General features: G+C 72.2%; 20 protein-coding genes and 1 pseudogene. 9 read left to right on the top strand and 12 right to left on the bottom strand.

Features of this window, described 5'->3' with window-relative positions:
• Positions 1-21: 21 nt before the first annotated feature.
• Both ACWC1K_RS16410 and ACWC1K_RS16405 read left to right on the top strand, forming a co-directional pair.
• Positions 22-1665 carry a glycoside hydrolase family 13 protein gene (locus ACWC1K_RS16410; protein WP_450831915.1) on the top strand — a complete coding sequence of 548 codons (1644 nt, stop codon included), beginning with the start codon at positions 22-24 and terminating at the stop codon, positions 1663-1665.
• 98 nt (positions 1666-1763) lie between these two features.
• Positions 1764-2363, top strand: a complete 600-nt coding sequence (locus tag ACWC1K_RS16405; protein WP_450832152.1) for a PAS domain-containing protein — start codon at positions 1764-1766, stop codon at positions 2361-2363.
• Here the strand turns inward: ACWC1K_RS16405 and ACWC1K_RS16400 are convergent.
• Together ACWC1K_RS16400 and ACWC1K_RS16395 are read right to left on the bottom strand one after the other, a co-directional pair.
• Positions 2315-3217, bottom strand: coding sequence for a DUF3626 domain-containing protein (locus ACWC1K_RS16400; RefSeq protein ID WP_450831913.1), 903 nt, complete (start codon positions 3215-3217; stop codon positions 2315-2317). The genes ACWC1K_RS16405 and ACWC1K_RS16400 overlap by 49 nt on opposite strands.
• A 67-nt stretch (positions 3218-3284) precedes the next feature.
• Positions 3285-4283: a quinone oxidoreductase family protein gene (locus tag ACWC1K_RS16395; RefSeq protein ID WP_450831911.1), complete on the bottom strand. Its 999-nt coding sequence runs from the start codon at positions 4281-4283 to the stop codon at positions 3285-3287.
• Between the two features lie 138 nt (positions 4284-4421).
• On the opposite strand from ACWC1K_RS16395, the gene ACWC1K_RS16390 reads away from it, so the two are divergent.
• Positions 4422-5015, top strand: a complete 594-nt coding sequence (locus ACWC1K_RS16390; protein WP_450831909.1) for a CGNR zinc finger domain-containing protein — start codon at positions 4422-4424, stop codon at positions 5013-5015.
• A 414-nt stretch (positions 5016-5429) separates the two neighbouring features.
• Here ACWC1K_RS16390 and ACWC1K_RS16385 read toward each other — a convergent pair whose 3' ends face one another.
• Positions 5430-6023 (bottom strand): TIGR03086 family metal-binding protein, encoded by a 594-nt coding sequence (locus tag ACWC1K_RS16385; RefSeq protein ID WP_450831907.1) that lies wholly within the window; start codon positions 6021-6023, stop codon positions 5430-5432.
• 128 nt (positions 6024-6151) lie between these two features.
• Between ACWC1K_RS16385 and ACWC1K_RS16380 the strand changes: the two genes are divergently transcribed.
• The 3 genes from ACWC1K_RS16380 to ACWC1K_RS16370 all read left to right on the top strand — a co-directional run bounded on the left by ACWC1K_RS16380 (position 6152) and on the right by ACWC1K_RS16370 (position 9882).
• Complete coding sequence (locus ACWC1K_RS16380) at positions 6152-7423, top strand: FUSC family protein (protein ID WP_450831905.1); 1272 nt, start codon at positions 6152-6154, stop codon at positions 7421-7423.
• A 54-nt stretch (positions 7424-7477) separates the two neighbouring features.
• Positions 7478-8527: a hypothetical protein gene (locus tag ACWC1K_RS16375; RefSeq protein WP_450831903.1), complete on the top strand. Its 1050-nt coding sequence runs from the start codon at positions 7478-7480 to the stop codon at positions 8525-8527.
• 113 nt (positions 8528-8640) lie between these two features.
• Positions 8641-9882 (top strand): beta-propeller fold lactonase family protein, encoded by a 1242-nt coding sequence (locus ACWC1K_RS16370; RefSeq protein ID WP_450831901.1) that lies wholly within the window; start codon positions 8641-8643, stop codon positions 9880-9882.
• Here ACWC1K_RS16370 and ACWC1K_RS16365 read toward each other — a convergent pair.
• On the bottom strand, positions 9850-10575 hold the full coding sequence (locus ACWC1K_RS16365; protein WP_450831899.1) for a DUF2470 domain-containing protein: 726 nt from the start codon (positions 10573-10575) through the stop codon (positions 9850-9852). The two genes, ACWC1K_RS16370 and ACWC1K_RS16365, sit on opposite strands and share 33 nt — an antisense overlap.
• A gap of 84 nt (positions 10576-10659) precedes the next feature.
• Positions 10660-11268, bottom strand: a complete 609-nt coding sequence (locus tag ACWC1K_RS16360; protein ID WP_450831898.1) for a TetR/AcrR family transcriptional regulator — start codon at positions 11266-11268, stop codon at positions 10660-10662.
• Between the two features lie 130 nt (positions 11269-11398).
• Between ACWC1K_RS16360 and ACWC1K_RS16355 the strand changes: the two genes are divergently transcribed.
• The gene (locus ACWC1K_RS16355; RefSeq protein WP_450831896.1) at positions 11399-12943 is read left to right on the top strand and encodes a cytochrome P450; all 1545 of its coding nucleotides are present in this window, start codon (positions 11399-11401) and stop codon (positions 12941-12943) included.
• Here the strand turns inward: ACWC1K_RS16355 and ACWC1K_RS16350 are convergent.
• Complete coding sequence (locus tag ACWC1K_RS16350) at positions 12905-13741, bottom strand: pentapeptide repeat-containing protein (protein WP_450831894.1); 837 nt, start codon at positions 13739-13741, stop codon at positions 12905-12907. The genes ACWC1K_RS16355 and ACWC1K_RS16350 overlap by 39 nt on opposite strands.
• Before the next feature lie 60 nt (positions 13742-13801).
• Between ACWC1K_RS16350 and ACWC1K_RS16345 the strand changes: the two genes are divergently transcribed.
• The gene (locus ACWC1K_RS16345) at positions 13802-14230 is read left to right on the top strand and encodes a pyridoxamine 5'-phosphate oxidase family protein (protein WP_450831893.1); all 429 of its coding nucleotides are present in this window, start codon (positions 13802-13804) and stop codon (positions 14228-14230) included.
• Between the two features lie 44 nt (positions 14231-14274).
• Here ACWC1K_RS16345 and ACWC1K_RS16340 read toward each other — a convergent pair whose 3' ends face one another.
• The gene (locus ACWC1K_RS16340) at positions 14275-14811 is read right to left on the bottom strand and encodes a GIY-YIG nuclease family protein (RefSeq protein ID WP_450831891.1); all 537 of its coding nucleotides are present in this window, start codon (positions 14809-14811) and stop codon (positions 14275-14277) included.
• Positions 14812-15042: 231 nt separating this feature from the next.
• Between ACWC1K_RS16340 and ACWC1K_RS16335 the strand changes: the two genes are divergently transcribed.
• A complete protein-coding gene (locus ACWC1K_RS16335) occupies positions 15043-15243 on the top strand; it encodes a DUF5999 family protein (protein ID WP_351477247.1) in 201 nt (66 codons plus the stop codon).
• Between the two features lie 3 nt (positions 15244-15246).
• On the opposite strand, the pseudogene ACWC1K_RS16330 reads toward ACWC1K_RS16335, so the two are convergent.
• From ACWC1K_RS16330 to ACWC1K_RS16310, 5 genes and pseudogenes are all read right to left on the bottom strand, one after another.
• Positions 15247-15620: pseudogene (locus tag ACWC1K_RS16330) on the bottom strand (RNA polymerase subunit sigma-70); the annotation flags it as partial.
• Positions 15621-15718: 98 nt separating this feature from the next.
• Positions 15719-16462: a PIG-L deacetylase family protein gene (locus ACWC1K_RS16325; RefSeq protein WP_450831890.1), complete on the bottom strand. Its 744-nt coding sequence runs from the start codon at positions 16460-16462 to the stop codon at positions 15719-15721.
• A gap of 44 nt (positions 16463-16506) precedes the next feature.
• A complete protein-coding gene (locus ACWC1K_RS16320) occupies positions 16507-17808 on the bottom strand; it encodes an alpha/beta fold hydrolase (RefSeq protein ID WP_450831888.1) in 1302 nt (433 codons plus the stop codon).
• Positions 17809-17909: 101 nt separating this feature from the next.
• A complete protein-coding gene (locus ACWC1K_RS16315) occupies positions 17910-18935 on the bottom strand; it encodes a LacI family DNA-binding transcriptional regulator (RefSeq protein WP_450831887.1) in 1026 nt (341 codons plus the stop codon).
• A gap of 79 nt (positions 18936-19014) precedes the next feature.
• Entirely contained in the window at positions 19015-20427 is a 1413-nt protein-coding gene (locus ACWC1K_RS16310; RefSeq protein ID WP_450831885.1) for a BNR repeat-containing protein, read from the bottom strand.
• Between the last annotated feature and the right edge of the window lies 1 nt (position 20428).

Below are 20428 nucleotides of genomic sequence, written 5' to 3'. Positions count from 1 at the left end.
GTACGAGGAGTACGCACCCCTATGTCCACCAGCACCGCACCTTGGTGGCGCGACGCCGTCATCTACCAGGTCTACGTCCGCAGTTTCGCCGACGGCAACGGCGACGGCGTCGGCGACATCGCGGGCATCCGCTCCCGGCTGCCGTATCTGAAGTCGCTCGGCGTGGACGCGATCTGGATCAACCCCTGGTACAAGTCGCCGATGGCCGACCACGGTTACGACGTCGCCGACTTCCGTCGGATCGACCCGCTGTTCGGCACGGTCGCCGAGGCGGAGCAGCTCATCGACGAGGCACACCGGCACGGCATCCGCGTGATCCCCGACATCGTGCCCAACCACACCTCCGACCAGCACGCCTGGTTCCAGGCGGCGCTGGCTGCCGGGCCCGGCAGCCCGGAGCGGGAGCGCTACGTCTTCCGGGCCGGCCGTGGCGCGGACGGCGCCGAGCCGCCCAACGACTGGGTGTCCTGCTTCGGCGGCCCGGCCTGGACCCGGCTGCCCGACGGGGAGTGGTATCTGCACCTGTTCGCCCCCGAGCAGCCGGACCTCAACTGGCAGCACCCGGACGTGCGGGCGGAGTTCGAGTCGATCCTGCGGTTCTGGTTCAGCCGCGGCGTGGACGGCTTCCGTATCGACGTGGCGCACGGGCTGATCAAGCATCCCGAGCTGCCCGACCTGCCGCCGCGCCCGGAAGCGGCACCCGACGGGCCGCGGCACCACCTCGACCACCCGCACTGGGACCGGGACGAGGTGCACGACATCTACCGCGCCTGGCGCCGGGTGGCCGACGAGTTCCCCGGTGACCGCTCCTTCGTCGCCGAGGCCTGGGCGGACACCCCGGAACGGCTCGCCGCCTACGTCCGCCAGGACGGTCTGCACACGGCGTTCAACTTCGACTTCCTGATGTCCAGTTGGGACGCCAAGGACCTGCGCGCCGTCATCGACGACTCCCTCGCCATGCTCGGCGCGGTGGGCGCCCCGGCCACCTGGGTGCTGTCCAACCACGACGTGATGCGCCACCCCAGCCGCTACGGACGCAAGGTGGTCCGGCGGTGGGTGGCCAACGAGCCCTACCGGCCCGAGGGCCCCGTGGACCTGGCCCTGGGCACCCGGCGGGCCCGCGCCGCCGCCCTGCTGATGCTCGCGCTGCCCGGCGGCGCCTACATCTACCAGGGCGAGGAGCTCGGGCTGCCGGAGGTCGAGGACCTGCCGGAGTCCGTCCTCCAGGACCCGGTGTGGGAGCGTTCCGGGCACACCGACCGCGGGCGCGACGGCTGCCGGGTGCCGATCCCGTGGTCGGGGCGCAGTGCCCCGTACGGCTTCAGCCCCGAGGGCACGACGGCCGGGCCCTGGCTGCCGCAGCCGGACAGTTGGGCGGATCACAGCGTTGCCGCGCAGGACGGTGTCGAGGGCTCGATGCTGGAGCTGTACCGCGCCGCCCTGCGCCTGCGCCGCGACCACCCGGCCCTCGGCGACGGCTGCCTGAGCTGGCTCGACGCCCCGGCCGGCGTCCTGGCCCTCCGCCGCGAGCCCGGCTTCGTGTGCGTGGTGAACCTGTCGGCCGAGCCGTACCGGCTGCCCGAGCACACCTCGGTCCTGCTGACGAGCGGCTCACTGGACGATGGTCTGCTGGGGCCGGATCAGGCGGCCTGGCTCGCCACATGATGGGGTAGTGCACGGAGTGCGTTGCGCTGGTGTCGTGCGGGTCGCTGTCGTACGGGTGGCAGGAGGTCTTGGTGCAGGAGGGCCGTCGGGAGGCCGTGATGTGGCGCAATCGCGCCCTGACGCTCTTCGACCGGGTCTCCGTGCCCGTCGCGGTGTGCGACGCGTACGGCGTCGTCCTGCTGGCGAATCCGGCGATGGCGGCCGAGTGCGGTACGACTCCGGGGCGGCTTGCCGGCCGTGATGTGCTGGAGTTGTTCCGGCCGCAGGAGGCCACGCAGGTGGAGCGGATCGCGCAGGCGCTGCGGCTGCGGCACCGCTCGCGGTATCAGGTGTCGGTGTGCTGGGAAGGGCCGGGTGGCGGGGAGCGGTTCGGGGAGCTGACCGCCGATCCGGTCAGCGACACCGTGGAGGAGACGCCCGCCCTGCTGGTGATGCTGCGGGTGCTGGGCGAGCGTGAGCCGCTGGGTGGGGAGCGGCCCGTGCGGGTGGCGCCGGTGGAGGCCCGCATCCTGGCGCTGCTCGCCGGGGGCGCCACCACCGCCGGCGCCGCCAAGGAGACCGGTCTGAGCGCGGACGGCGTCACCTATCACCTGCGGCGGCTGTCGGCGCGCTGGGGCGCGTCGAACCGTACCGAACTGGTGGCCCGCGCCTATGCGCTCGGCGTCCTCACTCCCGGGGTGTGGCCGCCGGGTGCATAGGCGGTGCCCGCCCCTTCGGGCGCGCCGAAGCGGGCGAGGGTGTGCCAGATCATCTTCAGGTCCTGCAGTTCGTGGCGGCCGGTGCGGGCGGCGTCGCCGATGATCCGCGGGTCCACCTGGCCGTTCTGGGCGATCCGGGCGCCCAGCTCCATGTACCGCGCCCCGCGGTAGTCGGCGTGTTCCCGCAACTCCGCCACGCCGAGCCGGTAGCCGGGGTGCCACTCGACGGGGCAGGGCAGCAGGCGGGCGGCGGCCTCCACGGGTGTGCCGCGGTAGCTCTCGTCCAGGACGAGCGCCTCCACGTGCGCGGCGAGCAGTACGCCGCCGTGGACCTGGGCCTCGATGTAGTCGTTCAGGGCGTCCTGCTCGTCGGCCTCGGCGAGCGCGATCAACGACATGGCGGCGGCCACCCCGAAGTCGGCCGGCTCGGCCGCGCTGTCGGGGTAGCAGAAGGTGGTGCGGGCGAGGACGTCGGCGGTGAGCCGGAAGTGCGAGGAGCCGAACCGCGGGGCGGCGCCCACCACTTGCCGCCGGAAGTTCAGCGCCCCGTAGAGGGGCCTCTCGTGCGGGTCGGCGTCGTCGTAGGCACCGCCGAAGATCCGGCTCTCCCAGCGCCGGCGGTCACCGCCGGGGTGCGCGGTGAGCCCGCCGTTGCTGGTGCCGGTGACGAACTGCGAGTGGTAGGCGCCGTCCTGGGCCAGCGCCTGGAGGATGGGCAGCCCGCCGGTCAGGCGGTCGGGGTGGAAGTTGAGCGTGATCCGCAGGTCGGGGCCAAGGGCCGGGCCCGTCGAGCGGGCGGCGACATGGCGCAGCGCCTGCCGCGCCCGTGGTGTGCCGACCTGCGCGAAATCCACCCGTTCTCCTCCTCGAACCGTCTCGAAGCGCCCCGAGGAGGCCCCCAAGGCCCCCTCATGAGATCACTCAGAGGTCGGCCACGGCCAGCACGATTTTGCCGCGGTTGCTGCGCCGCTCCAGCAACTCGTGGGCGGTACTGGCCTGTTCGAGGGGTACGACGGTTTCCACGGGCACCCGGTACGCCCCGGAGGCGACCTTCTCCGCGAGCTCACGCAGATCGTCGCGGGGGTCGTAGCCGTGGATCTGGAGGTTGGTGAGCTGGAAGCCGAGGATGGCGGCGTTCTTCGGGTAGAAGTCGCGGGTGTCGACGGTGCTCGGCTCCAGGGCGACGTTGGCGAGGGCCACGACCCGGCCGCCGTGGCCCACCTGCCGCAGACTGCGGGCGAACGCGCCGCCGCCGACGGTGTCGAGGACGAGGTCGGCGCCGCGGCCGTCGGTGAGCCGCAGCACCTCGTCGACCTCCGCGTCGTCGGGATGGGCGGAGGTGTCGACCGTGACATGGGCACCGAACTCCCCTGCCCAGGCCGCCTTTTCGGCCGAGCCGGCGAGCGCGATGACCCGGGCGCCCGCCTCCGCGGCGATCTGCACGGCAGCGCTGCCCACCCCGCTCGCGGCCGCCTTGACGACCACCGTGTCCTCCTTGGTGACCCGGGCCAGGTGGCGCAGGCAGTACCAGGCGGAGAGCCAGGCCACGGGCAGAGTGGCCGCCTCGGTCAGGCCCACCCCGGCCGGCAGGACGGTGACCTGAGTAGCGGGCACGGCCGCCGACTCGGCATAGAAACCAGGGGCGTTCACCCCGTCCAGAGCCATGACCCGCTGCCCGACCTCCAGACCGGTCACCCCCTCCCCCACCGCCGTGACGACGCCCGCCGCCTCCACGCCCGGGATGAGCGGCGGCCGCCCCGCCCGGTGGTAGACGCCTTTCCTGATCAGTGCGTCGGCGCGGTTCACGCCCGCCGCCGCGACCCGCACCAGCACCTCGCCGGGCCCTGCCACGGGGTCGGGCACCTCCACCGGCACCAGCACCTCGGGCCCGCCGAACTCGTCGATCCGTACCGCACGCATACCGCACCTGCTTCCTGCCGCAGCCGCCCCCGCGACTGACACCGGTTGAAGTGGTGTCACCATCCAACACCGCTTCAACCGGTGTCAAGGGGTCACAGCCGCGATCGACACCCCATGAACCGGTGTACGCTGTCCCGTATGACCGGCACCTCCGCGCCGCCCGCCGACCCGGCGCTCGCGTTCCCGTTCATCGGTGGGCGTCCCTGCCTGAACTTCGTGGCGACGCTCGGCCGGCGGCACGCGTCCGTACCCCTGGAGCGGCTCCCGGATGCGGACGCGCTGGCCCGCTGGTTCACCGAGGCGGAGCTGACCGCGGACGGCGAGCCGGTGCGGGTCACCGCCCGGGAGCTGGCAGGCGCCCGCGTCCTGCGTGAGGCCCTGTACCGCCTCGTGCGCACGTCGATGGCCGGGCAGGAACCGGAACCGGCCGACGTGGCGCTGATCAACGAGGCGGCGGCCCGCCCCGACCTCGCCCCGCAGCTGGGCCCCGTGCGCTGGACGGCCCGGCAGCCGGCCCGGGCCGCCCTGGCGACGGTCGCCCGCGATGCCGTCCTCCTGGTGCGCGGCCCCCTGCTGGAGCGGGTCAAGGAGTGCGAGAACCCGGACTGCTCCCTGCTGTTCCTGGACGACTCCCAGGCCCGGCGCCGCCGTTGGTGCTCCATGGACCGCTGTGGCAACCTCGCCAAGGTGGCCGGCTACCGGTCCCGGAGTCGAGCGGCCCCCACCCGTTGAAGGTGGATCGGACGTCGCGGGCGCGGGCGGGCGCGAGGTCGTAGAGGGCGTGCGGACAGCTGGTGCCGATGCTGCGGGTGGCCGGGCCTGCCGCCTCCAGCGGTGGATGGCGCCGTCCGGGTGGCATTGATCGGCGGGTCGCTGCAGCAGGAGCCGGAGTGGGGTGCGGTGACGGCGCTGGTCGTCTGCTCGGCAGTAATGCCGGAGCCGGCCGCGGCCGGGCTGGTGCGGCTGCGTCGCGAGCGCATGCGAGGCCTCGCACTGCGCGGGCCTCGCACTGCGCGGGCCTCGCTGCTGGTGGATCCGCCGGCCGGGCAGTCCTCGACTTCGTCGTCAACCAGTTCTCAGCGGTGACGAACTGGCTGATCGGACGGTGCCGGCCGGCCATCCTCTCGGCGCGCCGCGCCGGGCGCGTCAGGACGCCGCAGGCGACCAGTGCGGGTCGCGGCCCAGGAAGGCGAGCAGCGCCTCGGCGCTGTCGTAGCCCGGCGCGGGCTCACGCGCGGGTGCGAACACCTGGTACGCGTCCCGCAGATGGTCGACGAGCCGGTCCGCTGCCGGCCGGATTCCCCCGGCGAGCTCGACGGTCAGCGGCCGGTCCTGGCCCGTGGCGACCGCGATGTCCCAGGCGTGCACGGCCGCGTCCATGGCGGCCGCCGCCGCGGCGAGCGGCACGGGCAGGGGGCCCAGCGGAGTCGGTGCCTGCTCGGCGTCGCCGGGCAGTCCCGCGTAGGCGTCCGCCACCGCGCGCAGTACCTTGTCGAGCTCCGCCGCCGGATCTCCGTCGAGGGCGTCGGCCGGGTGGAACGGGTCCGAGTCCGGGCGGCCTCCGGTGATGGCGAGACCGTAGGCCTGCTGGTCGACACGCGCGTGGTTGAGGACCTGCCGTACCGTCCACTCGCTGCACGGCGTCTGCGCTCCCCACGCCGACTCCGGCACTCCGGCGACCACCTCGGTGAGATAAGCGTGCGCCCGCGTGAGAACCTCGATGCCCTGGGTGTGCTCCACGATTGTTCCCCTCCTGTCACCCTTCGACCGACATGAACAATCTAGGCTGCCTTGCGGACAGTTACGGTCCTCAATGACACGGTCCTCAGGGACAGGTCTTCAAGGACAGGAAGGAGCGCGGCCCGAGGATGCGAGTGGTACGTGAGTGGACGGCGTCTCTCGTGCGCTTTGTGAAGCGCCGCCGGGACCCGATGGTCGTACAGACCCTGCGGTCGGCTGCCGCGGCGACGATCGCGTACGTCGTCGCACTGCGCCTCAGCCCCGAGCCCGCACCGCTCACCGCTCCGCTGACCGCGCTGCTGGTCGTCCAGGTCACGCTGTACGCCACCCTCACCAACGGCATCCGCCGGGTGAACTCGGTCGTGGCGGGCGTCCTCGTCGCCATCGCCTTCAGTCTTCTGGTGGGTCTGACGTGGTGGAGCCTGGCCCTGCTGATCGTGGCCTCGCTGGCGGTGGGACGGCTGGTGCGGGTCGAGGAGTACGTGCCCGAGGTCGCGATCAGCGCGATGCTGGTGCTCGGGGTGACGACCCACGGGGACACGGCCTGGGCCCGGGTGGTGGAGACACTGATCGGCGCGGTCGTCGGGTTCGGCTGCAATCTGCTGTTCGCGCCACCCGTGTGGGTGGACGAGGCCGGCGAGTCGATCGAGGGTCTGGCCCGCCGGGTGCGGCAGCTGATGCTGCGCATGGGCGAGGAGGCCGCCGGCCGTACGCCCGTGGAGCGGGCGACGGAGCGGCTGTACGAGGCACGCCGGCTGGATCACGACATCGTCGAGGTCGATGCGGCCCTCCGACAGGCCGAGGACAGTCTGCGGCTCAATCCCCGGGTACGGGAGGGCCTGCTGCACCGGGTGGTGCTGCGCACGGGCCTGGACACGCTGGAGATCTGCACGGTGGTGCTGCGGGTGCTGGCGCGCACCCTCACCGACCTCGCCAAGGAACGCGATCCCGAGCCGCTGTTCGCGCCCGAGACGGGGGCCGCCGTGGAGGGGCTGCTGTCGGAGATCGCCGACGCCGTGGTCAGTTTCGCGGTGCTGGTCACCAGCCATGTCAGCGAGAGCGCCGAGTCGGCGGAGTCCCGGCTGGCCGCGGAGCTGCGGCAGGCCGCGGCCACCCGCGACAAGCTGGCCCAGCTGCTCCTTGAGGAGGTCCAGCGCGACGCCCGCAGCTGGCAGCTGTACGGCGCCGTGCTGACCGAGGTCAACCGCATCCTCGACGAGATGGACACCGAGCACCGCTCGCGCCGCCTCTTCGAGGAGCTGGACCGCAACTCCCGCGAACAGCGCGAGCGGATGCCGCGGCTGACCAGGCTGCGGGAGAGCATGCTCGATTCCGAGCGACTGCGGGTTCCTGAGGTGCTGCGCAGGAACCCTGACGGCGCCGAGCGTCGTTCTAGGTGACGGAGTCACCGGAGCTGCGTACGTTTCCGGGGCCGTGAACAAGGGGGCGGGCGGATGACGGACACGAGCGTGCGGATCGACGGGAACACGTTGCGGTTGCCGGGCGGTGTGGCGGTGCGGTTCGTGCGCACCCTGCGGCTGCCCGAGACGGGTACTCATCCGCTGCCGCCGGGCCTCGGCGAGTTCCCGGTGCGCCGGGTGGCGGACTTCCCGGACACAGTGCCCGAGCAGTGGCGTGCGCGGGGCGGTGTGATGCTGCCGGTGTATCTGCGGGAGGCGATGTGGCTGAGTTTCGGCGGGACCGTGGAGCCGGCCGCCCTGCAGGTAGGGGTCGGCAAGGTGTGCGCGGTCTCGGGGAAGCCGTGGAGCGACCGGCTGTCCCGGAAACCGCAGAACTACCTCGTGCTGCCCCGCCAGCCCTGGCTGGACGGCATCAACTCCGGCAAGGGCATCGTCCGCCAGTTCGTGGCGGTCCCGCTGGGCCTGGGGGCGACCGTCGAGGGCCAGGTCACGGGCGAGGAGACCTGGGGCGGTGTGCAGTTGCAGTCCTTCCCGCTGCGCGAGGCGAAGCTGGCCGAGTGGCGCGAGGAGGAGCGGCGCCGCTCGGAGCTGCGGCGCACGAGCATGTCGGCCGGGGGGTACGGGGCGGCGCTGCCCCTGGCGGCGGCCGCGCCGGGCGGTCCGGTGCCGGTGGCGGCTCCGCCGGGCCGTGCGCGTCCCGCCGCGGCCATGGGGCTCGGTGTCGGCGGTTCGATGCGGCAGGAGGTCTACCGGGACGACCGGCCGCTCGGGGACTGGGCCGAGGAGCCCGCCGGGCGGGTGTTCGTGCACCTGGTGACACCTCCGGAGTGGCGCCGCATCACCGGCGAGGCTCCCCCGCCGTCGCCCGTGAACCGTGCGGAGTACACCCGGGCCGGTCTGCCCTGGTACGACTACTACGACCAGGAGGCGGAGGATCTCGCGCCCACGGACGCGCTGGAGGGCGTGAAACCGGTCGGCGACTGGCTCGGCGACGACCACGAACCCTGGCAGGATCCGTCGCCGCAGCAGGTCAAGCCGCTGAAGGACGCGCCGGGCAAGCCGGTGGAGGACGGCGACTGGTAGAGCCGCGGTCATTGCACCCTGTGCAACGCCCGTTGCCGTTCTTGCGGACAGCGGCCGGCGCGGGTCATGGTGGCTTGTCACGAACGAGGCGAGCGACCACCTGAGGTGTGGACATGGGCAGCGGGACGGGAGCGGTGGGCGGCGGCTGGAGCAGGCGCCGCCTCGTCGGGGTGCTCGCCGGAGCGGCCGCGGTGACGGCCCTTCCGGCACCCGCACCGCCCAAGGACACGGCCGCCCGCACCCCCACGACCCCCGACCGGGCGACGCCCCCCGCCGAGCGGCCCTCCGCCGAGCCCTCCTCACCGCATCCGGCCAAGAAGCTCTCCGGCCCTCAGCCGCTCTACCTCGGCACCTACACCACGGTCGAAGGCGGCGGCACGGGCGTCGGCCTCGCCACGTACGACCCCGCCTCCGGCCGCATCACCGGCACCGGAACCCTGAGGGGCATCGTCAACCCGTCGTATCTCGCGCTCCACCCGGACCGCCGCACGCTGTACACGGTGAACGAGCACGACGACGGGGCCGTGACCGCCGTACGCCTGGCCGACCGCAGGATCCTGGGCTCGCGCAGCACCGGCGGGGCGGGGCCCTGCCATCTCTCCGTGCATCCGGGCGGCCGCTGGCTGCTGAGTGCCAACTACACCTCGGGCAGTGTGGCCGTGCACCCGATCGACGAGTCGGGCGCACTGGGCGAGCGCACGGACGTGGTCACACACGCGGCTCCGGCCCCCGGACCGGGCCAACAGGGCCCGCACGCGCACCAGTTCACCACCAGCCCCGACGGCGGCCATGTGCTCGCCGTCGACCTGGGCACGGACACCGTGTACAGCTACCGCCTGGACGAGCGCCGGGGCACCCTCGCCGAGGTCGCGCAGGCGCACACCCGGCCGGGCGCCGGACCGCGCCATCTCACCTTCCACCCCGGCGGGCGGTACGCGTATCTGGCCAACGAGGTCGACAACACGGTCGCGGTGTGCGCGTACGAGGCCGCCACCGGGCGTCTGACGATCGGCGACCCGCAGTCCACGGGCTCCGGCCCCGGCACCAACTACCCGGCGCAGATCCTGGTGACCGCCAACGGCTCCTACGCCTATCTCGCCAACCGCGGCGACAACAGCCTCGCGCGCTATGCGGTCGAGGCGGAGGGTGCCCGGCTGCGGCTGCTCGGCACGGTGCCGGTGTCGGGTGACTTCCCGCGCCAGATCGCCTTCTCGCCGGACGGGCGCCTGCTGTTCGCGGCGAACCAGAAGTCGGGCACGGTCAGCGTCTTCCACGTGGACGGCAAGAGCGGTGACCTGCGGCTCGCGGGCGAGCCGTTCGCCTCACCCGTCGCCGTCTGTGCGCTGCCGCTGTAGGGCACGCGGGCAGGAGGAGGCACTGGCCTGCGCGAGCAGGACGTGCATGCGTTCGGTGAGCTGTCCGACGTCGTCGGCGGGCGTGTGGAAGGGCAGTCGTACGTCGCCGTGGGCGCGGTTGCGTTCGATGCGCAGCGTCAGTCCGTGCCGGTCGACGGCGACGGGCTGGACGCGGACGGCGCCGTGAAGACTTGCCTGGTCGACGAGCCGGGTGAGCCGCTCGACGGCGTCGGGGTGGCAGTCGGCGAGGTGGGTGAGCAGGTGCGCCTCGGCGAGGGCGAGCGGGTCGGGTTCGGCGGCGGCGAACTCGTCGAGGTCGACGGCCACGGCGCCGGACGACTGCCGCAGCACGATCCGGGTGGGCCGGAGCGCGAGGTGGCCGTCCTCGGGGAGGAAGTACCCGGCGAGCCAGAGCCGGGCGCGGATGCGGTGGCGTACCGGGACGGGTGCGACGTCGGCGAACTCCAGCACCGCATGGGGTTCGCCGCGGGGCGCGCAGATCGCGGCCGCGAGCAGGGCGCTGTCCTCGGGCACGCGCAGCAGCACCCGGCCGTCCTCGTCCACGCTGTGCGCGCCGACGAACTCCTCGCGACCGCCGTCCGCGGTCACCGCGCAGGACCAGGCGGCGGCGAGTACCGACCGGGCCCGTTCGGCCGCGGCAGGCGCGGCCGTCCAGTTGGGGCTGTCACCCATCCCAAACCTCCTTAGGTAAGCCTTGCCTAACCTATCGAAGATCGGGGTGTACGCCAACCATGGGGCGAACGGAGCAAGCGCTCCTCAGGGGGCGATGACACCCAGCAGCGCCCGGGCGCACAGATCGCGCACCTGCTCCCGGGTCAGATCCGAACCCCGCAGCCACTCCAGGCAGACGGCCGTGGTGAAGGCCAGCCAGCCGCGGACCGCCAGCTTGAGGTCGGGGCGCTGCTGCGCGACCGGGCCAAGTTCGGGGTCGGCGGCGAGCGTCGCCAGGATCTGCCGCTCCTGCGCGGCCAGTGCCCGCTGATAGACCCGGCGGATGGCCTGGTCCCCCGCCGCGTCCGCACGGTGGAAGGCGCGGAAGCCGTGCGCGTGGGCGTGGACGTACTCCAGGAACGTGTCGAGACCGGCATCGAGCTGCTCGCGCGCCGGGACCCCGGGCACGGCCGCCGTCATCCGCAGCATCCGCTCGCTCTGCCGCTCGACGACCGCGGCGAAGAAGTCCCGCTTGGTCGGGAAGTAGTGGTACAGCAGTCCGCGCGAGACACCGGCGATCTCGGCGACCTGCTCGATCCACACCTCGTCGTACGGACTCTCCGAGAACAGCCGCGCCCCCACCGCGAGCAGCTGCTCCCGGCGCTCCTCGGTGCTGAGCCGGCGGCGCGTGCGCTCACCCTGGTTCGCGGCCATGCCCGCACTTTACTTGACGCCGGTTCAACAGCGGGACCAGACTGGAGCCGCTATTGAATCCACGTACAACAGAGGCGCGAAACAGTTGTACGCCAGCTCAACCTGCCGCTGATTCAAGGGAGATCGCGTCATGGCGGAGACGACGTCGGGGGCCGGGCCGGCGACACAGGCCACGCTTCCCAAGGGGTTCCGGGGCGCCGAACAGGGCTGGCCCGAGCTGCACCGCATCCCGCATCCCCCGCACCGGCTCCCCCTGCTCGGCGATGTGCTCGGCGCCGACCGGCGCGCCCCCGTCCAGGACTCCATGCGCTACGCACGGCAGCTCGGGCCGATCTTCCGGCGCAAGGCGTTCGGCAAGGAATTCGTGTTCGTGTGGGGCGCCGAGTCGGCCGCGGACATGGCGGACGAGTCGCGCTTCGCCAAGCACGTGGGCCTCGGGGTCGCCAATCTGCGCCCGGTCGTCGGGGACGCGCTGTTCACGGCGTACAACCACGAACCGAACTGGCAGCTGGCGCACGATGTCCTCGCCCCCGGTTTCAGCCGGGAGGCCATGGAGGGCTACCACCCGATGATGCTGGCGGTGGCCGAGCGGCTGACCGACCACTGGGACCGCGAGCTGGCGGCGGGCCGGGCGGTGGACGTGCCCGGCGACATGACCAAACTGACGCTGGAGACGATCGCCCGCACCGGGTTCGGGCACGACTTCGGTTCCTTCGAGCGGCCCCGGCTGCATCCCTTCGTGACCGCGATGGTGGGCACGCTGACCTACGCCCAGCGCCTGAACACGGTCCCCTCGCCGCTGGCACCCTTCCTGCTGCGAAGCGCCTCGCGCCGCAACGAGGCCGACATCGCGTATCTCAACCGCACGGTCGACGACCTCGTCCGGGCCCGTCGTGCGTCGGGCAAGGGCGGGGACGGGGATCTGCTGGACCGGATGCTGGAGACGGCCCACCCCGGGACCGGGGAGCGGCTGTCCGCCGAGAACGTGCGCCGCCAGGTCATCACCTTCCTGGTGGCCGGCCACGAGACGACCTCGGGCGCGCTCTCCTTCGCCCTGCACTACCTCTCCCGGCACCCCGAGATCGCGGCCCGCGCCAGGGCCGAGGTGGACGCCGTCTGGGGCGATACGGCGGTGCCCGGCTACGACCAGGTGGCCAAGCTGCGCTATGTGCGACGGGTGCTGGACGAGGCGCTGCGGCTGTGGCCGACGGCGCCGGCCTTCGCCCGGGAGGCCCGCGAGGACACGCTGCTGGCCGGGGACCATCCCATGCGGCGGGGCGCCTGGGCGCTCGTCCTCACCGCGATGCTGCACCGCGACCCGGAGGTGTGGGGCGCCGACGCCGAGCGGTTCGACCCGGACCGCTTCGACCCGAAGGCCGTACGGTCCCGGGCCCCGCACACCTTCAAGCCGTTCGGGACGGGCGCGCGGGCGTGCATCGGGCGGCAGTTCGCGCTGCACGAGGCCACCCTGGTGCTCGGGCTGCTGCTGCGCCGCTACGACCTGCGGCCCGACCCCGACTACCGGCTGCGGGTGACCGAACGGCTCACCCTGATGCCGGAGGGGCTGCGGCTGCACCTGGAGCGGCGCGGCGTCAGCGCCGGGGTCTCCCCCGCGGACGCCCTGGGTGAGGCGCCGTCAGAGCTGCGCTGTCCAGTGCACGGGGCGGGTGACTGAGTCGGGCAGCCGGGTGCCCGCGCTGCCGCGGGCGGCGTTGAGCTGGGGCTGGGTGAGGAAGAAGGCACCGGTCAGGTCGGCGTCGGTGAGATCGGCGTCGCGCAGGTCGGCGCCGATCATGTCCGCGCTGCGCAGGTCGGCTCCGGTCAGGTCGGCGGCTATCAGGTAGGCGCCCCGGAGGTTCGCACCGCGCAGGTCGGCGCCCTTGAGGCGGGCGCCCATAAGGTCGGCGCCACGGCGGTCCTTCTTGCGGCCGCGGGCGCCGGTACCGGCCCGTACCAGCTCGCTGGTCTTCAGCAGGAGCAGGTTGACGTCCTGCCGGTGCGCGCCCACGTCCAACGCGGCCAGCTGCTCCGGGGTTTGGCGGGTGAGCTCCTCGGTCTTCTCCAGGGCGCGGCGCAGATCGGCGTGGACGGGGCGGGCCGGGGGCAGGGTGAGGGCTTCGGTGAGGTACCAGAGCAGTTCCTGCAGCTGCCGTACGACCGGGAACACGTCGAACATGCGCCGGGCGTCCGCCCGCGGGCCCGTACGCCAGTCCTGTCCGCCGAAGGTGACCTGGGAGACCTTCTGGCCGGCGCCGAAGCAGTCGTAGACCGTGCAGCCGCTGAAGCCCTGCTGCCGCAGCCGGGCGTGGATGCCGCAGCGGTGGTCCTCTCGCAGGTTCCGGCAGGGCGTGCCGGCCGGCTTGTCGATCGCGAAGTCGGTGGAGGCGGCGAAGGGCAGGGCGACACAGCAGAGCCCGAAGCAACGCTCGCAGTCGCCGCGCAGCTCGGTCCGGTCGGCTGTCTGATCTGGCATGACGCCAAGCCTAACGGGGTGCGGCCGGGCGCTGTCGGCAGCCGTACGTACAGTCGTCGTATGGCGCTTTCACGCGAAGAACGGGAAGGTTTCCTTGCTGAGCCGCAGGTGGCCGCGCTGGGCGTCGCCGCCGGTGACGACCGGGGGCCGCTGGTGGTGCCGATCTGGTACGCCTACGAGCGCGGCAGTCTGCCGTGGATCCTCACCGGCGCGGACTCCCGCAAGATGACCCTGATCAAAGCGGCGGGCCGCTTCAGTCTGATGGTCCAGCGCACGGAGCCGACGACCCGGTACGTCTCGGTCGAAGGACCGGTCGCCGAAGTCACCGAGGGCAGCGGCGAACTCCACCGTGAGATGGCCGGGCGGTACCTGTCGGGGGCGGCACTCGACGAGTTCGTGGCCTTCGCGGAGGCCGAGCTCGCCGATCACGTCGTGGTGCGTATGCGGCCGGAGCACTGGTTCGCGGCGGATCTGGGGACCGTCGGATGACGGGTCGCGGCCATCCGGGGGCGCGCAGCTTCGGTGAGCGGCGGTCATGACCCCACCCGCTTGGTCCGGTTCGGTCCGTGGTGACGTGCGGCTTCGGTGTTCTCGGCCTTGTCGGTGTTCCCGATGTTCTCGGCCAGCTTCGCGATCTTCGCCTGCTTCGCCGTGATCGCGCGGGATATGAGCCGCAGGTGAGCCGACGACTCGGGCACGGTCGACTCCAGCTCCTCCAGCCTCCGTCGCTCCAGGGCGAGTTCGGCTCTGAGGCGCGCTGCCCGGTCCGGAGGGGCCGGCGGGTTCTGTCCGTTGAAGATCACGTTGTACTTGGGCCGTTCGGTCCAGACGGCCTCGCGTTCGGCCGCCTCAGCGTCGTCCGGGTACTCGATCCGTATTCCGACGATCTCCGAAGCCCATGGCTGCTCCCGCAGGTGCGTGCGCACGCGGGTGAGCGGGGAGATGGAGATGCCGACGTACAGCAGGCCTTCCAGGCCGTACAGCCGGTACAGCGCTGTGCGGCCCGCGGTGTGCAGACTGCCCTCCTCGTCGAACAGGCCACGCAGGAACTGCGAATCGACGTCGGCCATGACGCCGCCCCCTTCGGCTCGACGCGCACCGCTTGTCCATGTCCCACGCTCCCACGCGGGTGTGACAGGGACTCCGCTGCGGATCCCGACGAAAACGACCTGTGGGGAACCGGACCTCACCGATGAGTTTCCGGCGCTGTGGGGGTCTCCTCATTCAACGGAAAACAAGCTCGGCTATCACAGATACGAGCCCCTTTCAGGCGGGAGCCAGACGGATCGAGGAGAGAGAGCATGTGCAGTCACCGGCCACCGTGCCCCACCGCAGACAGTCCGGACCACCACAGCGCCGTGATCGTGTCGGCCCATCCCGAACAGGGCTGGAGCCTGCTGTGCAACGGGACGATCGTGTTCGACGACACCGGTGAACTGCTGCCCGACGGGCGGGTCGTGGACCCGCACCGCACCCTCCGCCCGCTGGCCGTGGCCGCCTGACCCTCAGTCGAAGGCGCCGAGGTCCAGGCGGGCGAGCCGCTGCGGGTCGGCCAGGATGTGCAGGGCCCCGATCCGGCCGCCGGAGACAGTGACGCCCATGACCGACAGCGGACGTCCCTCGGGCGCGTTGACGACACCGATCTCCCCGCTTACCAGCACCACCCGCGCGAAGCCGCGAACTGCCGGAACAACAGCGCTTGTTCGGCCACCGGCTTCGCGCCGCGCACCGTCTTGGACGCGGCGGCGCTCCCGACCGGCGCACCGGAGTCGGCCCGCGGCACCACGTCGGGATGCAGGACCGCGACCAGCGCCTCGAAGTCACCGGCTCGGGCGGCCGCCATGAAGGCGTCGACGCCCTGCCGCTGTCGCAACATGTCGAGACAGACCCGGCCGACCACGGTGGTCTGCCGGCCGCCCAGGTGCTCCCCCTGTGTGTCCGACCCTCGGTGGAACCGCGCTTGAACCTGCGGGTGATCTATCGGTTGAAGACCTCGAACGCGACCGCGGGCCGGCCCCCGAACCGCTCCCCGGTCGCTGTGGCGTTGGCCGTCAGGAATCCGCGGACGTAGGTCTCCGGGTCCTCGTCGGTCAACGCCTCGATATAGCTGCGGTGTTCGAGCAGCGAGTGCACGGCGCGTTCCAGTCCGGCCGAGGCGTCCGCCGCGTGCGTGGGCGAGGCGGAGCCTGCGACGGCGACCCAGCGGACGCCGCTCCAGGGCTCCAGGCCCTGCTCGACGAGCTCGGGGAAGATCCAGCGGTTGCCGGCGTCACCCGCCGCGTCGAGCACGGCGCGGCCGACGGCGACGTGGTCCGGGGTGTTCCAGGCGACACCGCCCCAGGTGTCGCGGTGGTTGAGGGTGATCACCAGCTCGGGCCGGTGCCGGCGGATCGCGGCGGCGATGTCGCGGCGCAGGGCGGTGCCGTACTCGATCACGCCGTCCTTGTGGTCGAGGAACTCCACCTGCGTCACCCCCACCACGGCCGCGCTCGCCCGCTGTTCCCGCTCACGCAGCGGACCGCACCGCGCGGGCTCCAGGGTGTCGATGCCCGCCTCACCGCGTGTGGCCAGTACGTAGACGACCTCGCGGCCCTCGTCGGTCCAGGCGGCGACGGCCGCCGAGCACCCGTACTCGAGGTCGTCCGGGTGCGCGACGACCGCGAGGGCGCGTTGCCAGTCGGCGGGCATGGGCTGCAACTCGGTGATCTTCGGATCGGCCATGGTCGCAGACTAGTGCGTGACGAACACATCACTCCCGGTGAAACTCACGCCTCGTCACGCGTCAGCGCCAGCAGCCGGTCCAGCACCCGGGGCCCTCCGGCCCGTACGCCGTCGTGCTCGAACTCGTCGGTCACCCAGGTCCGCAGGCCGCGGATGGTGCGCGCCGTCTCCAGAGCGTGGGCGGTGTCGACGTACATGTCGTCGTGGTAGATCGCCGCCGCGACCGGGACCTCGTTGGCGGCGAGCCGCGCGGGGTCGTAGAGGGCCGGCCAGTCGGTGCGGGCGGCGAGCAGGTCGGCGGTCTCGCGCAGGGGGCGGAGCGCCGGGTCGCAGTCGAACATCCAGGGGTGGACGGACTCGCCGGTGAACAGGAGCGGGCTGTCGCCCGCGAGGGCCTTCGCGGCGTCGAACTGCGGGAACTCGGCGCGGACGCGTTCGGCGGACCAGGCGGTGGGGCGCTCGTCCTGGCCGTAGATCGCCTCGTGGACGAGGGCGTAGAGGGGGTGGCTCGCATACGAAAGGAGGCCCTGGACCTCCTCCTGGAAGGCGTCGGAGAGGGCCGGGCCCTGTGGGGTGCGGACGAAGGCGTGTTCGAGGAGGTAGTGCAGTCGGTGGCTGCCCTCGCTGCCGCCGAGGACGATGCCGAGGGACTGGAAGGCCTCGGCGGTGAGGCGGTAGCCGTTCGGCAGGGTGACCTCGTGGCTGAGGAGGTGGTCGGCGATGCGGCGGGCGCGTTCGACGTCCTGCGGGTAGCGGGCGTAGTGGGCGGTGACCTTGCGTTCGATGCGGGGGTAGGCGGCGCGGTAGACGTCGTCGGCGTGCGCGTCGAGGGAGGGCAGGCCGCCGGTGATCACGGCGGCGGTCAGGCCTTCGGGGGCGCTGGAGAGGTAGTTCACGGTGCAGAAGCCGCCGAAGCTCTGGCCGAGGACCGTCCAGCGGGCGCCGCCGGTGATCTGGAGGCGGATGGCCTCGCAGTCGCGGACGATCGCGTCGGCCCGGAAGTGCGCCAGGTAGTCGGCCTGTTCGGCGGGGCCGCCGCGCAGCGGGAGGGTCTGGCGGTTGGCGGGTGTGGAGTGGCCGGTGCCGCGCTGGTCGAGGAGGAGGACGCGGTACTCCTTGAGGGCGCGGCCCAGCCAGGACTGCCTGCCCACGAAGCGGTTCGCGCCGAAGCCGGGGCCGCCCTGCAGGTACACGAGCCAGGGCAGGTTCTGCTCGGCCTTGTCGCCGGCGACGACCTCTCGGGCGTAGAGGTCGATCGTCTCCCCCGCCGGGTCGTCGTGGTCGAGGGGCACGGTGAAGTGGCGGTCGGTGAGGACGACGCCGGGCTGGCGGTAGGTGGCGGTCAACGGGTCTCCAGGGACGGACGGGTTTCGGGCCGCGTCCCACTTCACCACAGGTTCGTGCGGCGGCGGACCCCTGGGATCATGAAAACCTACTGACCGGGCGATCAGCGGGCGGACAGGCTGGAGCGTCGTACGACGAGCTCCGGCTGGAGTACGACACGCCGGTGCTCGTGCCGTTTCGTCCCGGTCTCCGCCTCGGTCTCCTCCAGCAGCAGCTCGGCGGCCAGGGCGCCCATGGTGACGGCGGGCTGGCGCACCGAGGTGAGCGGGACGGCCGCCGCGGCGGCGAACTCGATGTCGTCGTAGCCGACGATGGCGAGGTCGTCGGGGACCGATATGCCGGCCGCGTACATGGCCTGCAGGACGCCGAGGGCGAGGAGGTCGTTGGCGCAGAAGACGGCGGTGGGGCGGTCGGCGAGGCCCAGTAGGCGGGCGCCGGCGTCCCGGCCGGCCGCCACGTCGAGCCGCTCGGTGGGCAGTTCCCGCAGGCAGTCCGGTCCGAGGCCGGCCTCGGCGAGGGCGTTCAGGGCGCCCGTGCGGCGGTCGCGGACCTGGTTGAGGCCGGGCGGACCGCTGACATAGGCGATGGTGCGGTGTCCGGCGTCGACCAGGTGGCGCACGGCCAGGGCGCCGCCTGCCACGTCGTCGACGGAGACGGAGCACTCGGTGGTGCCCTCGGCGACCCGGTCGACGAGGACGAAGGGGATGTTGTGCCGCCGGAACGTCTCGATGTTCCGGCCGGTGGCGTCGGCGGGGGTGAGCAGCACGCCGCGTACCCGCTGCTCGGCGAAGAGGGAGAGGTACTCGGCCTCCTCGCCGGCGCTCTGGGCGCTGTTGCAGACCATGACGCCCAGGCCGGCGTCGCGCGCGGCACGCTCGGCGCCGCGCGCGACGTCGACGAAGAACGGGTTGCCCATGTCCAGGACGAGCAGCCCCATGATCCGGCTGCGGCCCGCGCGCAGCTGGCGCGCGGACTCGCTGCGGACGTAGCCGAGCCGGTCGATCGCGGAGAGCACCCGGGCCCGGGTCTCCGTGGCGACCGTGTCAGGACGGTTGATCACGTTCGACACCGTGCCGACGGAGACTCCGGCGGCGCGGGCGACGTCCTTGATACCCACCGACTGGCTCATCGGGCAGGGACCTCCAGGGGGACGTGATTCGGCCGGAAGGTCTTCACATTACCGTCATCGTTCGGCGCATCATGCCCGGTCACGCGGGCAGTGCGAAGTCGACGACATGGAGTGCCGAGGGCGTCGTGCCGCTCGACTTCTCCTGGTACATGAACGACAGGACGTTGTCCTCCTCGACCCGCAGCTCGTCGATCACGACCTCGCCGAAGGCGTTCAGGTCGCTGCCGTCGTACAGCAGGGCCCAGTCCGTGTATCCGGAGGCCTTCGAGGCGGCGGCGATCCGGCCGAAGGGGAAGATCGCGTAGGCGTTGTCGTACTGGTCCAGGATCAGCTTGGTGCGCTGGCTGGAGTTGAGCGCGACCGGGATCTCGGTCTTCTGCCAGGTGCCGGTGGAGTTCTTGCGGAGGTGGAAGGCGCGGCCGGCCGCGGTGCGGTCGGCGACGTAGTCGGTGGTGCACTGGCCGAAGCGGCCGGGGACGTAGCTGATGATCGCGTGCGGGAGGCCGGAGGAGTCGATGAACTGGCTCTCCTGGTTCATCAGCGAGTGGTCGGGGTTGAGCGAGTCGACGACCAGTCCGCCGTCGGTGACGGCCACCGTGTCGGAGCTGCCGGTGGTGCCTACGACGGTGCCGGCGTCGTTGCGCCAGGTGCGGCCGCGGTCGGTGGAGTAGACGTAGCCGGTGTCGTGGTTGGTGATGCCGCCGCCGTTGCACATCACCGCGGCGTTCTGCTCACGCCAGGTGAAGAAGGAGTGCAGCCGGCCGCCCGCGTCGTAGTCGATGCCGTGCAGGTACATGTTGCGGGCGGTGGAGGAGCCGTGCGAGCTGGTGTACGTGCCCGTGGAGCTGGACCACTCCCCCAGGGCCGTCCACGTCGAACCGTCGTACTCGGCAAGGGCGTTGCGGCCGTTTCCGGAGATGCCGACCCGGTAGCTGAGCTGGAGCCTGCCCTCGGGGGTCGAGAGGAACTGCGGGTAGGTGAACTGCGAGGTGAGCGCGAGGCCGTCGAGCGAGGTCTGCACCGCGCCGAGGACGGACGAGGTCCAGGCTGTGGTCGCCGGGTTGTCCAGGAGCCCGGCGATGGACTTCACGTAGAAGTACCCGTCGCTGTGGGAGTCCATGGTGAGGTGCAGGCGGCCGTCGACCTGGGAGACGCCCATGGAGATGACGTTGTGGGAGTCGCTGGTCTTGAGGACGTGGGAGAGGGTCACGGTCGACCAGTTGCTGCCGCCGAGCACGCGACGGCCGATCACGGCGTTGCCGGTGGAGGTGTACCAGGCCGCGTACTGGTAGCCCTTGTACGTGAACAGGCCGTTCTTCTGGAACGAGTTGTTGTTGACCAGCCCGTCGTAGGAGACGAAGAAGACGGCCTGCCCGTCGAGTTGGGTGGTGCCCTTCTTGCTGACGGAGGGGCCGGGATCGGCGGCCCGTGCGGTGCCCGGCGTTGCCACGGCCGCAAGTATGGCGGTCGCGAGCACGGTACGTCTTCTCATG

This window comes from Streptomyces sp. NPDC001492 (genome assembly GCF_053597275.1).
Note: the sequence above shows the minus strand (reverse complement) of the source record. Positions and strands in the feature narration are given on the sequence as shown.

Excerpts from the sequence above, each read along its gene's own strand:
- ACWC1K_RS16410 (WP_450831915.1), top strand. The coding sequence starts at position 22 with ATGTCCACCAGCACCGCACCTTGGTGGCGCGACGCCGTCATCTACCAG.
- ACWC1K_RS16405 (WP_450832152.1), top strand. The coding sequence starts at position 1,764 with ATGTGGCGCAATCGCGCCCTGACGCTCTTCGACCGGGTCTCCGTGCCC.
- ACWC1K_RS16395 (WP_450831911.1), bottom strand. The coding sequence starts at position 4,283 with ATGCGTGCGGTACGGATCGACGAGTTCGGCGGGCCCGAGGTGCTGGTG.
- ACWC1K_RS16390 (WP_450831909.1), top strand. The coding sequence starts at position 4,422 with ATGACCGGCACCTCCGCGCCGCCCGCCGACCCGGCGCTCGCGTTCCCG.
- ACWC1K_RS16380 (WP_450831905.1), top strand. The coding sequence starts at position 6,152 with ATGCGAGTGGTACGTGAGTGGACGGCGTCTCTCGTGCGCTTTGTGAAG.
- ACWC1K_RS16375 (WP_450831903.1), top strand. The coding sequence starts at position 7,478 with ATGACGGACACGAGCGTGCGGATCGACGGGAACACGTTGCGGTTGCCG.
- ACWC1K_RS16370 (WP_450831901.1), top strand. The coding sequence starts at position 8,641 with ATGGGCAGCGGGACGGGAGCGGTGGGCGGCGGCTGGAGCAGGCGCCGC.
- ACWC1K_RS16365 (WP_450831899.1), bottom strand. The coding sequence starts at position 10,575 with ATGGGTGACAGCCCCAACTGGACGGCCGCGCCTGCCGCGGCCGAACGG.
- ACWC1K_RS16360 (WP_450831898.1), bottom strand. The coding sequence starts at position 11,268 with ATGGCCGCGAACCAGGGTGAGCGCACGCGCCGCCGGCTCAGCACCGAG.
- ACWC1K_RS16355 (WP_450831896.1), top strand. The coding sequence starts at position 11,399 with ATGGCGGAGACGACGTCGGGGGCCGGGCCGGCGACACAGGCCACGCTT.
- ACWC1K_RS16350 (WP_450831894.1), bottom strand. The coding sequence starts at position 13,741 with ATGCCAGATCAGACAGCCGACCGGACCGAGCTGCGCGGCGACTGCGAG.
- ACWC1K_RS16345 (WP_450831893.1), top strand. The coding sequence starts at position 13,802 with ATGGCGCTTTCACGCGAAGAACGGGAAGGTTTCCTTGCTGAGCCGCAG.
- ACWC1K_RS16340 (WP_450831891.1), bottom strand. The coding sequence starts at position 14,811 with ATGGCCGACGTCGATTCGCAGTTCCTGCGTGGCCTGTTCGACGAGGAG.
- ACWC1K_RS16335 (WP_351477247.1), top strand. The coding sequence starts at position 15,043 with ATGTGCAGTCACCGGCCACCGTGCCCCACCGCAGACAGTCCGGACCAC.
- ACWC1K_RS16325 (WP_450831890.1), bottom strand. The coding sequence starts at position 16,462 with ATGGCCGATCCGAAGATCACCGAGTTGCAGCCCATGCCCGCCGACTGG.
- ACWC1K_RS16315 (WP_450831887.1), bottom strand. The coding sequence starts at position 18,935 with ATGAGCCAGTCGGTGGGTATCAAGGACGTCGCCCGCGCCGCCGGAGTC.
- ACWC1K_RS16310 (WP_450831885.1), bottom strand. The coding sequence starts at position 20,427 with ATGAGAAGACGTACCGTGCTCGCGACCGCCATACTTGCGGCCGTGGCA.